This is a genomic window from Parabacteroides goldsteinii, from assembly GCF_020091425.1.
In the GTDB taxonomy this organism is placed as follows: Bacteria; Bacteroidota; Bacteroidia; order Bacteroidales; family Tannerellaceae; genus Parabacteroides; species Parabacteroides goldsteinii.
Map to the genome: position 1 here is coordinate 1,912,041 of NZ_CP081906.1, position 13,134 is coordinate 1,925,174.

At 44.1% G+C, this 13,134-nt stretch carries 14 protein-coding genes; 13 read left to right on the forward strand and 1 reads right to left on the reverse strand.

Features of this window, described 5'->3' with window-relative positions; genetic code table 11:
* Positions 1-28 precede the first annotated feature (28 nt).
* The 9 genes from K6V26_RS08905 to K6V26_RS08945 all read left to right on the forward strand — a co-directional run bounded on the left by K6V26_RS08905 (position 29) and on the right by K6V26_RS08945 (position 8,759).
* Positions 29-1,072 (forward strand): fimbrillin family protein, encoded by a 1,044-nt coding sequence (locus K6V26_RS08905; protein WP_195586858.1) that lies wholly within the window; start codon positions 29-31, stop codon positions 1,070-1,072.
* Between the two features lie 26 nt (positions 1,073-1,098).
* Complete coding sequence (locus K6V26_RS08910; protein ID WP_195586857.1) at positions 1,099-2,052, forward strand: fimbrillin family protein; 954 nt, start codon at positions 1,099-1,101, stop codon at positions 2,050-2,052.
* 36 nt (positions 2,053-2,088) lie between these two features.
* Positions 2,089-3,243: a fimbrillin family protein gene (locus K6V26_RS08915; protein WP_195586856.1), complete on the forward strand. Its 1,155-nt coding sequence runs from the start codon at positions 2,089-2,091 to the stop codon at positions 3,241-3,243.
* Positions 3,244-3,411: 168 nt separating this feature from the next.
* Positions 3,412-4,485 (forward strand): fimbrillin family protein, encoded by a 1,074-nt coding sequence (locus tag K6V26_RS08920; RefSeq protein WP_195586855.1) that lies wholly within the window; start codon positions 3,412-3,414, stop codon positions 4,483-4,485.
* A gap of 39 nt (positions 4,486-4,524) precedes the next feature.
* On the forward strand, positions 4,525-5,691 hold the full coding sequence (locus K6V26_RS08925; RefSeq protein ID WP_195586854.1) for a fimbrillin family protein: 1,167 nt from the start codon (positions 4,525-4,527) through the stop codon (positions 5,689-5,691).
* Between the two features lie 19 nt (positions 5,692-5,710).
* Complete coding sequence (locus tag K6V26_RS08930; protein WP_195586853.1) at positions 5,711-6,571, forward strand: fimbrillin family protein; 861 nt, start codon at positions 5,711-5,713, stop codon at positions 6,569-6,571.
* A 13-nt stretch (positions 6,572-6,584) separates the two neighbouring features.
* A complete protein-coding gene (locus K6V26_RS08935) occupies positions 6,585-7,430 on the forward strand; it encodes a hypothetical protein (RefSeq protein WP_195586852.1) in 846 nt (281 codons plus the stop codon).
* A gap of 13 nt (positions 7,431-7,443) precedes the next feature.
* Positions 7,444-8,415 (forward strand): fimbrillin family protein, encoded by a 972-nt coding sequence (locus K6V26_RS08940; RefSeq protein WP_195586851.1) that lies wholly within the window; start codon positions 7,444-7,446, stop codon positions 8,413-8,415.
* Positions 8,416-8,432: 17 nt separating this feature from the next.
* A complete protein-coding gene (locus K6V26_RS08945; RefSeq protein WP_224265139.1) occupies positions 8,433-8,759 on the forward strand; it encodes a hypothetical protein in 327 nt (108 codons plus the stop codon).
* On the opposite strand, the gene K6V26_RS08950 is transcribed toward K6V26_RS08945, so the two are convergent.
* Complete coding sequence (locus K6V26_RS08950) at positions 8,737-10,398, reverse strand: IS1182 family transposase (protein ID WP_224263243.1); 1,662 nt, start codon at positions 10,396-10,398, stop codon at positions 8,737-8,739. The two genes, K6V26_RS08945 and K6V26_RS08950, sit on opposite strands and share 23 nt — an antisense overlap.
* Before the next feature lie 13 nt (positions 10,399-10,411).
* On the opposite strand from K6V26_RS08950, the gene K6V26_RS08955 reads away from it, so the two are divergent.
* The 4 genes from K6V26_RS08955 (at position 10,412) to K6V26_RS08970 (ending at position 13,098) form a co-directional block, all read left to right on the forward strand.
* A complete protein-coding gene (locus tag K6V26_RS08955; RefSeq protein WP_224265140.1) occupies positions 10,412-11,272 on the forward strand; it encodes a hypothetical protein in 861 nt (286 codons plus the stop codon).
* A gap of 15 nt (positions 11,273-11,287) precedes the next feature.
* Positions 11,288-12,490 carry a DUF4906 domain-containing protein gene (locus tag K6V26_RS08960; protein ID WP_157277630.1) on the forward strand — a complete coding sequence of 401 codons (1,203 nt, stop codon included), beginning with the start codon at positions 11,288-11,290 and terminating at the stop codon, positions 12,488-12,490.
* A 23-nt stretch (positions 12,491-12,513) separates the two neighbouring features.
* A complete protein-coding gene (locus K6V26_RS08965; protein ID WP_007656599.1) occupies positions 12,514-12,789 on the forward strand; it encodes an HU family DNA-binding protein in 276 nt (91 codons plus the stop codon).
* Positions 12,790-12,924: 135 nt separating this feature from the next.
* Positions 12,925-13,098: a hypothetical protein gene (locus tag K6V26_RS08970; RefSeq protein WP_007656600.1), complete on the forward strand. Its 174-nt coding sequence runs from the start codon at positions 12,925-12,927 to the stop codon at positions 13,096-13,098.
* The last annotated feature ends 36 nt before the right edge of the window (positions 13,099-13,134 follow it).

The window sequence follows — 13,134 nt, forward strand, 5'->3', positions numbered from 1 at the left end:
ACATTATTAATTTATACAAGTAAAACAAATGAAAAAGAGTTTATTAAGTATGGCAGCATTGGCCCTGATAATGGCAAGCTGCTCAAATGACGAAGAGAATGTAGTAACCGGCAACGGCGAGGTGGCAAATGCGGTGCCCGTCCAGATCAGTCAGAAGGTGACAGGAGTAGAGTCGAAAGCGGCAATCATACCGGGTAACAAAATGGATGCTGTTATTATTATGGTGGACGGCAACAGTAGTAGCGCATCTGCACCTGATTTTGAGTCTTTCGTTCCGAAGAAAGATAATACGTTGAACAATCAGAACAAGTTTGCCAGCGATGGTGACCGTGCAAACTACGCCAACACCCAGTTTACAGCGAGTACAACGGCAAATGACATCATATTGACACCGATGTTGTATTATCCGGTAGAAGGTGATGCTAGTCCAAATAAAACCTGGATATTAGGTGTTGCCCCTCAAGGTACTGTAAGCGGAACAACTGTTACGTTTACTCAAACAGACGGTTTGCAGGATGTGATGTTTGCTGGTCAGCAAGCTGCCGGTAGTGGAGCTACATCGGATCAAACTAAAGCCGCTCTTGATTTCCAGCATAAAACAACCCAGCTTACTTTTGTAGCTCAACTTTCCAAATCATTGGATGGTACTGAGTGGGCTAATAAAACTGTCAGCGTAAAGGATATTACGATCCAAAATGCGGAAGTACCGGCATCTTTGGCATTCAACACTGGTACGGTTAACTGGAAAACTCCGGCCAATTTAACAGTTGCAGGTTGCAATACGGCACTTTCTACAACGGCCTGTGCTCCCAGTGTTCCTGTCATGGTTAGACCTACAACAAGCATACTGGTAAATATTGACCTGTCTGTAGAAGGAGCAATTCTGTCATATACGAATTTGTTGATTAAGAAAGAAGACGGTGTAACAAACCTGTCTACATCAGAAGGATACTCCCATCAGGTAACTTTCAATATCACTCCTCCGACAAAAGCCGATGCAACAATGATCACTGCATCAGCTAAGATCGAACCATGGAAAAAAGGTGAAGCCGGAAAGGTTACTATTCAATAATCCCGCCAAACACAAACAAAAAGCGAATGAAGCGACAACGTATATATCTGCTTTTATTCCCGGCATTATTGCTGGTATCAGGCTGTTCAGACTCGGAGCAATCCGAGCCTGAACAAGTCCCGATCGAACTGCATGCCCAGGGGAATGCGACAGTGGAAACGAAAGCCGATCAGACGATCACCGAGGCTTTCGGCACCACCGTCTTTGCCTCTATGCGCAGCGGCAATTACACCGGCCTCACTTCTCCGGCTAATGTAAAAGAATGGAAGATAGACACGGAAGTACAGACTAACGGTACGGTTCCATTGTCTGGAAACCCTACTTACCCGGAAAACGGAGACTGGCTTTACCTGATTGCCGTGGCTCCCAAAGCATCTTCGTATAGCGATAATGAAGGCAAGGTTACATACATCCTCGCCGGCCAGACCGACCTGATGTATGCCTCTCAAATCTCCGGTAACCGGTGGGACGGGAGTCGTTTCGTCAATACGGATGGAAGCGGAACTCCACTCACTTATAAGCATTTGCTTACGCAGTTGACATTTAAAGCAATGAAAAAAGTAACCGGTGGTTTAAGCGTGAAAGTCAGGAAGATAACCGTTACGGCGACGAACAGTGTCACGCTGGCTCTAACCGATGGTGAAACTTCTTTCTCGGGTAGCGGTGAGTTGTTTTTGGAACTCCCGGATGATGGGACAGAGATCAGCGGTACGACAGCAACACCTCTCTCGGGGTCCTTGCTTTTACCGCCGCTTACCGGCACTTCCGATGCTTATAAGCTGACAGTCGAAACCTCCATCGGGACATTCAAAGACCTTGAGATCACCGCCCAATCAGACGGAGGAAGCCTGTCTTTTGCCGGTGGAACTTCTCACGAAATCACCCTGAATATAGGTGATAAGGAACTGGGTATCTCTTCTGTTACCGTATCCGAATGGGTTCCGGTAGTAAAAAACGATGATCTGAATCTGGTTGAATAACCCTATAAAAACAACAAGTATAAAAAAACGAACAACATGAAACAAACGAAATTACCTGTTTACCTGATGCTTCTGGCTACCCTGTCTGCCGGTAGTTGCAGTAACGAGGATACCCCCGACACCCCTTACAACCCATCGAACGACCCGGACGCCGTTGAACTAGGTGTCACTGCCGGGGTGGCGCTGACGAAGAGTGCGATAAACCAAGGTACCGATGATACCAATTTTAAAAATATAGCCGTGTATGCAGTAGGAGGAACAACTTCATACACGACTGGCAACAATTATGCGCTATATACGAAAAATGGAAGCTGGACAAATACTGGTTCTGATAAAATTTATCTGACTAACGAGACTGCCACAATTTATGGGTATCATCCGGCATATACGCCGGAAACTGGTGGGGTAATGACGTCTGCTACTACTACTCCGCTGAAATTATCGTCTACTGTAACAGAGAGTTCAACAATACCGGTTACTGTTTTCCCGGGGACACCTGGCAGTAAGGATGCAAATAATACGATTCCGGCAACAGATAACTCGTCGGAAACTGTAATCCTGTCCGCTCCCGGAGAAGTTGATTATATGTGGGCGGAAGATGCAGACAATAACGGAAATCTGGCAACAGCCAGCAATGGAAAGGCGGCAGGTTCTCCGGATGCTTCCGTAGCACTAAAAATGAAACATGCTATGGCAATGGTCAGTTTCCGTATATATAATGATGGAACTTATGCCAATACAGGTAAACTGACAAAAATCGTTTTGAAGAATAAAAGTAATATGGCTTTAAGCCAGGGTACCAATCCTGTTATGGCAATTAAAGATGGAACAATAACATCCAATGCAGAAAAAACTGTCACATTCACGCGTTTTATTGGTGATGGTTACACATTGAAAAAGCAAGGCGGATCCGGATTAGCTGGTGCGGATGCAGCTAAAGATGCTTCATCTAAATTCAGTATCCTTGTTTTACCTCATAACGGAGCAAAAAATACGATACAGGTAGAATTTACAATAGACAATACTGTTTATGCAGTCGACCTGGCCGCTAATACTGATGCTGTAAATTGGGCAAAAGGCACAAACACCCTTTACACGGCCAAACTAAGTGGTAAGGAATTAACCCTATCCAGCGTCACAGTAGAAGGTTGGGGGGATGGTGCAACAACCGGAGAACTCCCTGTCAATTAGGAGCTGAGAGTAACTTTTCCCCTCTCGAGAGGGGGCAGGGGGTGTGTTATAGTCCAGCCATATAACAAGCTCTAACACACCCCTTAATCCCCTATCGAGAGGGAAAACAGATACTCTCAGTCACCGTAAATAAAGAAACGAAACAATTTATTAAACGAATAAAAGATTATGAAACCGTATAATTACCTGTTATTACCCATCCTGACAATCTCCCTTCTGACTTCCTGTTCGAAGGAAGAAGATATCGACAACCCGGTAAGCCTTACCCTGCGTGTAGCCGGTGTGTCTCTGACGCGTGCCGCCGTCAATGACGCTTCCGATCTGACCAGCGTCGGTATTTACGCCGTCAACGCTGAAACGACCGAACAGACCTACGGTATCCGTCCGGCAGGTATTTACGGAAAATATAAGCCTGCAACAGCGAATGGCATCACCTCGCTCGTACCGGAAAATGCGCCGACCGATCAAACCATCTGGCTGAATAATGAGAAAGCAATCATCTTCTCCTGTCATCCCGCTCCGGCGAATGGGAAGAGTGACATTCAGAATTATCCGACAGCCAGTTCAACCGATCCGGTTCCAACCGTTCCCGTGCCGGTTGCAGCTATTGAATATACCAGTTCGAAAACCGCCGCAAACAACCAAGTAGACCTTACCCAGCCGAAAAACGACTACATGTACGGTGTCGAATACAAAAACAACACTTATCAGGAAAACCAACCTTACGCCAACAACGGAAACAATATGCCGAACGGAACCAAAGGCCCCGGCCAGTCAGTCAGCATCGGTTTGAAACATGTTTTTGCCAAACTCCGCCTTATTATAAAAAAAGAAGACAGTTACAAAGGAACCGGCGCAGTCACCTCTGTAAAATACACCTCCAAAATACCTGTGCCGGGCAACAATACCCGCATGAAACTAACAAACGGCGAACTGCTCGATCTGGATAACACAGCCACCGATAAATCATATACTTATACACTTACGTCAGCAACCGCTACAACCGATGTTAAGACAACGCTTACCATCACAAACTATGCTATTCCCTGTAGTCAATCTTTATCAGGCACCATTTCATTGATTGTCGATGGAAAACCGATGTCGGTGGCTTGTACCAATCAATGGGAGAGAGGCAAAATCTACACTTACACGGTAACGATTAAACCGACCGGCCTTGAACTGTCGGGAATTAATGTCGTCGGCTGGCAGGATGCCGCCCAGATTCCCGATACAAACATTTGATACATCAATAATAACGATATAAATAAAAACAGAATCAATATGAAACAAAACAAACAATCCATTTGTCTGGCTGCACCACCTTTACGGCAGTGTGTCTTCCTGGGATACCTGTTGTTTCTCCTGTTGCCTGCTTGCACGGCAGGAGAGGATGGGGCAGACAATGACCTTTCCGGTAACCGGGGAGAAACAGTTTTGCTGCAACCCCGTTTCTATACCGGTCAACCGTCGACCCGTTCTGTCGTGAACGGCCTGGAATCGTCGGAAGCCGTAACTGGTAAAGATAAAATATCCTCTGTCATGCTTTATGTAACGGAAAGTGCTGGTTATCCTTTTTACCAGGGTGTGAAAGATCCGGATAACAAATTGAAAGACGGACTTTCCCTCTTCAAAGCCAAAGGTGAAGGAACCTTGAGCTGGGCAGGTGCACCTGCCGTAAACCTTTACAACCTTCAGGCGCGTGTTTTCGCTTTCAGTCCCTCAGATGCAACGTTCAATCCTTCTACGACCAGCGATGAGCATACGATTGAGGTAACGATACCGACCGATATGACTTTCAACGGCGAAAATAGCTGGCAATGCAACACTGTTGATTATCTGTACGGTTCAGGTTCAAGCGATATCGGTAGCAAGACATCGATCACAGCCAGCAATGCCGAGGGGGCTTTTTCGCCCACTATTCATCTGCAACATGCATTGGCGCAGATCGTGTTTAAGCTGCAAAGTGCTTCGGGACGTCTGGTCGATAACGATTACGATTATGTTAAGAAGATCACGCTCAACACTGTTTCAAACATATTTGCCGCTACGGCAAACAGTGCAACGACCACGATGAAACTAAAAGACGGTACCCTGGGCGTAACGACTGGAACAGAAGAGTTAAGTTTCACTCCTGACCCAATAACCACAGCCGTTAAATGTGGTGAGAATGGTACTCCGGCAATAGTCGGTTATGGCCTGGTCGCTCCGCTGGCTAGTGTACCAGCAGATATTTCATTTACCATCGTGCTCGGGAAAACGACAGATACGGCAAATGAACGTCATTTGGTTGTCAAAGCGGCCAATTTTCAACAGATACAATGGGAGAGGGGTTATCGCTATACCTACAATCTGATCTTATCCGATAGGGCCATTGTCGTTGAAGACATAACAATAGACGGATGGCAAAAGGTTACCGGGAACGGTACACTTCGCCCGGATGATTTTTAAATGATGAAAGGAGAACAAGATGAGAAAAAGAATAACAATAAATGAAAGCGTAGTATTGGCTGTTTGCTGGTTGACTGTTGCTGGTTTCGGCTGTTCGGACGAAATGGTCCTTACCTCTTCCGACCATGAAGGCGAACCTGTGAACGTTCAGGCATCAATAGACGGTTTCAGCGGAGTACTGACTGAAAACGGCAGTAAAACGATTGCGGCAGATAATGGTTATGACAGAAGCACCTTCGTTGATAACGATAAGATTAGGATCACAAAAAAATATGGAGGAGTAGCAGACAATCCAATAGAATATACATTATCAGGAACTACTTGGACACCGCCGTCCGGAAAAGCGCTTACCCTACAGGCGGGAGCGACTTACCAGGCTGTATATCCGACAAATTACACCAGTATTCAAGCCTCTCAAAAAGATGCGCCCAATTATTTGAAAAGCAATTTGCTGCAAACGGATATGACTGCATCGACAGGCAACGAAGTCATTAATTTCACATTCAAACATGTAAATACAAAATTGACACTGATATTCAAACCGGCAGGCATTGCCTTTTCGGGAGACTTCAGTTTTCAGGTACAGGCACCGGGATTGCTGACAGGGGGAAGCGTACAGGAGATCGTAACGCTTTACCGTCCGGATACCAACAACTATACCTGGCACGGCATCGTTTATCCCAAAGGGACCTCTACAGATATTACCGTCAACGTTACCTACAAGAATGTAACTTATAAAACGACTTTGTCCGGCTGCACGCTGACAGCCGGTTCGCAGTATGAGTATACGCTTACCATCCAGAACAATATCCTGGTGCCTGTCGGCAGCGAAATAAAACCGTGGACACCGAATCAAACTCATACCGGATCATTATCATAGAAAAAGAACAGATATGAAAAGAATAAACACAACACAACGATCACCGGGCATACAGATAGCCGTCTTGCTGCTCCTGTTGTCCTCTTGTACGTCCGGAGAACAAGAGACAGGAATAGGCCGTCCGCTGGAAGTAACAGCAGAAATAGCCGCCCCGGTAACACGGGCGACCGATGCCCATGAGTCAGACTACGACAAACGGACCTTCGTTGCAAACGACCAGATCAATATCTATTCGGGGGCATCCGCAAGTGGTAGTGCTACGGTTTATAAGTATAGTGACTCCGGAAGCACTTCGAAATGGCTGCCCGGCACTGGAGATGGTATCACCATTACTACCGAAAACGAGACCTATACGGCTTCGTTTCCGACTACATTCAGTGGGATAAAACAAAATCAGACAACCCCGACTGCATTTTGGGAAAGTAACCAGCTTATCTCTTCAAAAGCAGCTGTCGGCAACCGTGTCGACTTTGTCTTTGCCCCTGCGGCAGCCAAGATCACGATTAATGTGGAGTATGCGAGCATTACGACCGGAAACGGCATTAAGTTGGAAGGAAATTCTCTGCGTACTGACGGCGGAACCAATGAGACCATCCAGCTTTTGCCGGTAACGGCTTCCGGAACAAATCATACATATATCGGTATTATCCGTGCTAACGCCGGGGCTGTTTACCAAATAACCGTCTCTGCTGGGGGGATAGATAAATCTTATGCTCAATCGAGCATCAAGCTGGAAGCCGCTAATAATTACATATACAATTTTACATCTACGAATAAGTTGATACTTAACAGTGTAAATGTGACTCCGTTTGCTTCTGACGGTAGTGCGGAATCCGGGGGAGACTTAAATGCAACTTAATACATAAAAGAATATGAGAAAATTGAATTTATATACATTAACAGCGTTATTGGCAACCTGTGCCGGATGCACGGACAGCCTGCCGGATAACGGCGAACCGTCTTCTTCCGCTCTCCAATTGGTTTCGGTCGGATTGGCGGAAACAATACAGACCCGTGGAATCGTGACTTCCATCAATCAGGTAAAATTATATGTGGCCAATGCCGATGCGCTGACCGCCTATAATACATCGACGCCTACTTTGCTGTTTACCCAAAGTAACGGAAGCTGGTCGAGCACAGCCTCAGTGGAGATAACAATGGCAAATGGGAGTGCTGACGTCTATGCCTGTTATCCGGATGCGGATATAACATCCGGCAGCAACCTGACCATTCCGGTATCCGTCAGAAAAGGAAGCGATTCAGATGAGACCCAGCGGCTCGACTTTACCGGAAGCCAGCAAACAGATTATCTCTATGCCACAAAACAGGCAGGGATTACCCAGACGAATCGTGCTATTTCGTTGACGATGAATCATGCGTTGGCAAAAGTGAGTTTCAGGATAGACAAAGAGACCGATGTTAGTGAAAGCCTTTATTTGAAGCAGATCAGTATCCAGAGTAATACGAATAAGTTGCAGGTCGGCGAAGGCAGCATGCAGTTGACGGATGGGGTATTGAACGGTCTGGTCTCTACGTCTGTCGTTACGTTGAACGGTTCGAAAGAACTGTCTACTTCACTGTCTTCCCCGAACGTATCCTGCCTGATGGCTCCGATGAGTGCGACCGAATCGGTACTTTCTTTCAGCCTGACTGTAGCAGTCGGCAGCGAGGGCAGTACTGAATTGCGCACCTTTAAAACGGCCTCCGCTACTCCTGTCCAATGGCAAGCGGGCAAACATTATATGTACTCCATCACAGTCAACAAAATCGGTGGGATATTGAAAAACTTTAAGGTGGAAGACTGGAAAAGCGATGCCAGCCAGGATACGAATATTGGTATTTAACGAATTGCAGAAAGATTATGAAGATAAGAATAAACATTCTTTTACCGGTTTGTCTGGCCCTGATGATGCTGGCATGTACGTCGGGATTACCGGATAATGACAACAGGCAGAAGCCGCAAGGAGAGGGAGAACCGGTTGAACTCTCATTTAAACTGTATGAGGCTTCTTTAACGAAGGCGTTGGGTGCTACCACTCTGGTAGACCTCGATCCCGGTACAAAATTCACTGTTCTGGCTTATAAAGCCGGAACAGCTGTAAATGTGTCAAAACTAAGGCACATCTCCTTTTTTATCTTAAAAATAGTCGTTCCTCTTTTTTTGTCTATGCGACTATTTTTTCAGTAATTAGGTAATAAGGCTTAATATTCGTCGTATGTTGAGCCACACGTGGTCTGATAAAGATAAATATAGTGTGTGTACTCCTTCTCTTTCCTGCTTTTAGTAGTTTTGTACACATCTTTTTGATATTAAAAGCTATAGCAAAGAAGGCAAAGTCCATTGTAACCTTGTCTTCTCCCACATGCCGGAACCTTTTGTATGCCATGTTGTGTTTCATTTGTCCAAAAACTGCTTCCGGTTCTATACATCGCCTTCCCCTATGCCTGATGCCTTCTTTCGAGAGTAACCTTTCCCGTGCCTGCCGTTTGTATTGGTTTAACCGGTGGTTGACTTCTATAATACGGTTCCCCCGGGCTTTAAAGCAACTGCCACGTAAAGGACACCCTTCACATCTTTGTGCTTTATACCGGGCACTTTCGGTGATGTATCCGCTAGCTGTTTTGTCACGCCTGGTTCCTATACGGTTCATGTGCTGCCCCATAGGACAAACGTAATAATCCTCTTCCGCATTGTAATAGAGACTCTCCGCATGGAATGGATTGGGGGTATAACGGGGACGCTGTTCTTTATGGAAGTAGTTGTACTTAACAAAGGCTCCTATCCCATTATCTTGCATGAACCGGTAATTTTCTTCCGAGCCGTAACCGGAGTCTGCCACACCGACAGTCGGTAAGCGGTTATAGCGTTGCTCAAAGGAGTGGAAGAAAGGTATGAGGGTCAGTGTATCGGTTGGGTTGGGAAACAGTCGGAAGTCTATGAGGAATTGGTTCTGGGTACCTATTTGCAGATTATATCCGGGCTTGGTCTGTCCGTTTCTCATGGCGTCCTCTTTCATGCGCATGAAGGTGGCATCAGGATCGGTCTTGGAATAGGAGTTGCGTTCTCCAAGAGTGTCAAGATGGTTGTCGTATTCCATCAACTTGTCACGGTACTCCTCAAGTTCCCGGACCTGTTTCTTCTTTTCCCGGATGACTTTCTTTTGTTCCTTGTCCTTTGTTACAGGCTGGTGTTCCAGCACCTCTTTAAGTTCATTCACTATATCTGAGAGCATGGCGGGAGTGAACTCTACGGGTGTGTCTTTGGCGGAGTTCTCTTGGGCTATGGCTTCATCCACCTGCTCCAGGAGAATGCGGATCTTATCCATCAGCTTTGTACGGTTCTTTTCGACTGTCTTGCGCCAGACAAAAGTATATTTGTTGGCTCTGGACTCAATCTTGGTACCGTCAATATACTCTACGTCAAGGCTGATGAAACCTTTGTCGACAAGGACAAGAACCAACTGCGTGAATACATTATTTATCTCTTCTTTTACACGATTACGGAAACGGTTGATGGTTATAAAATCCGGATGTTCATTACCGGAAAGCCAGATATAATGAATGTCACGTAGGAGAAGCTTCTCTATTTTGCGGCACGAATAGATATTGTTCATGTAGGCGTAGATAATCACCTTAAGCATCATTTTAGGATGATAAGGACAACGACCGGTTGCTTTATAAAGCTTCTTGAAATTGTCAAGATTGAGATTATCAACAACAGTATTAACTATGCGAACCGGATCGTTCGCTGCTATGTTTTCATCAATTCTTCCGGGAAAAAGAACTGTTTGGTTGGGAATGTAAGGACGAAAATGTAACTTTGCCATAATGAAAAACTTTATGCCTAAAGATACAAAAACTTTGGGTAATAACAAAGCCCGGGCTTGTGAAAGTCTGGGCTTTGTGCATAAAAAAAGGTTGTGCCAGCGTTTTGACACAACCTCACAAAAATTACCGGAACCGCTTGGCAAAAGTGTCTGTACGATAGCAGATGATAAAACAGCCGACGGCAATATGTCTCTTTATCGCGGTGAATATGACCTTTACTTTATTTCGTATAACAGTGAAACGGCTCCCGATCCCAGTGCGGGTGAAATAGAAGTACGTAATGGTTACGATTTCATGTGTAACGAGATCAAAGGTCTGGTCGTGCAACCGCAAAATGACGGAGATAATAAAATGGAGGTTTCAATGACAGGACCGTTTGTCCGTCTAGGTTCAAAAGTAGATCTGTCGGTAAAAGCGAAAGAATCACCTGTTAAAATAAGTGATTTGATAGTTCAGAAAATAGAGATAAAAAACTTATCAGTTCCCTTAACTTATTATTTAGGGGAAAAAGACTGGCGACCGGGGGCTGGCTATACAGACTCATATACAGTATCGAATTTTTCTTATACGGTGAATGCCTGGAGTAAACCTCATAAGAATAATGATCCGATAGTGTTACTGCCGGTTGATGGCAGTCAGCCTCTTGAGTTTATAATTACATTGAAAGTATTTTATACGGAAGAAGGCGTTGCTGGTATTCAGGAGGGTATATTTACATATACTGCCACGACCTCAAAAACATTATTGAAGGGAATGCAATATAAATTCGAGTTCACACTGACTTTCTTCGGTATATTGAATCCGGGTGATATCACTATATCATTGCTTGACTATACGAAAGTAGATCAGTCGACAGACGAGGTCGGTGAATAATTTAAATTAATGGGTATGAAAAATAAAAGTATACAATATTCTTTATTATCGTTTACACTAGCATTTGCACTACTGTTTGCGGGATGTGAAGCAACGGAAGACCCCCAAAATACGGATCACGGCAAGATGTGCAATTTCCAGTTTTGCCTGAAATTGCCGGAATCGATCAGTGTGAAGACTAAAGCCGATCCACCAATAACTCCAACTATTGGAGATGATAAAATTAACATTAATAATGTTTGGATATTGCAATATGACGTTTCCGGTAATTTAATAAGAAGCGTTTATAAAGAAGATGACATAAACAATGATACGGATTTTGTTCAGGAAAATCTTTATATGGTCAGGATCAATACAGATACAAACTCAGATGAAGAAAAGTTTTCTGATATGTCTAGCCATTTTTATATAATCGTTAATGGGGAGAAAAGTCTTTTGGAAGGCTTTACTGGAACTGAAGCCGATTTGAAAGCTAAAACAGTAAATTTTACAGAAGCACTTGGTTCAAGACCTACGTTATTAACATCCGGGCCCTCTGAATATAATCCGGCAACAGCATCTTCCGAGGGGACGGAAGATAATAAAAAGGTCGTTTTTGTGTCTCGGCTATTTAGGACTTATGCCAAAGTGTCTGTTAAAGTTCAATTTAAGGATGCTACAACTGCTGCATCTTTGTCGGATATGACTGCTACGATCACCAATATTCCCAAAATAATAGCTCTATATACGGCTGGAGGGGGAAATAGTAATAGCCTGTATCCGGAAACCATAAGTGCTACCACAATGAATTTAGATGCTCAGAGTTTTAGTTCATTAACTTCTACCTCAGGGGCGTCTGCTGATTTTTATATGCCGGAAAACCTCCGGGGATTGGGTCTTTCCGAATCGTTCGAAGGAAAAAACAAAGAATCCAATGGTCCTGGCAGTACGTCTGTTACCACTTCAACTCCGGATGGTAAACTGACCGGTTGTACGTATCTTACTTTAAAGGGCACCTATAAGTACAGCAGTAGCCACGCAAATGGGATAAAAGTCGAATATCGTTTTTACCTGGGTGATAACCTGACAAATAATTATAACATCCAACGGGATCACCATTATGATCTGACCATCAATATAAAAGGAGCTAACAGTGCTGATCTCCGTGTGAAGATTACGGATGGCAATGTTGCCGTATTCGATGATGTAGATACAATAGAGAATGAAGTAAGTTTTTAAAAGAGAATTAAAATAATACAGATATGAATAAAGTAGAACTATCCAAACAAATATCCAGCAAAATGTCTATTAAGCAAGTGGAGGCATTACGGTTTATCCACACATTGGAAGAAGTTTTTGAAGAAGCGCTTCTGACAGACAACAGCATTATTTTCCAGAATTTCGGCACATTTACCCTTTGGCAACAGACCGAACGTCCTGGTCGTAACCCAAAAACCGGTGTGCCTGTAACCATAAAAGCCCGGAAAAGTGTTAAATTTAAACCTGGCAAACAGTTACTGGAGGCTTTAAATAAGTAGGAGAGTGCTGTTTAATAGGTCTTTTATTAATATTCAGCACTTGAACAGATATGTTTTGTCAATTTTTTGTTGCCCATGATATAATTATTTATATTTTTGTGCTTCGATTTAATAATAAGAAATATCAAAAGTAAAATGAAAGAGTTAGTAGACAAAATTAATGTAGCGATTGGGGAATTTAGCACAAATGCTAATGCACAGGTTGAAAATGGTAACAAAGCAGCAGGTACACGTGCTCGCAAAGCTTCTTTGGAACTTGAAAAGTTACTGAAAGAATTTAGAAAAGCATCTATCGAAGCAGCTAAATAAAATTTTATTTCAGTTATAAGAGAAAGGTGGTCATTT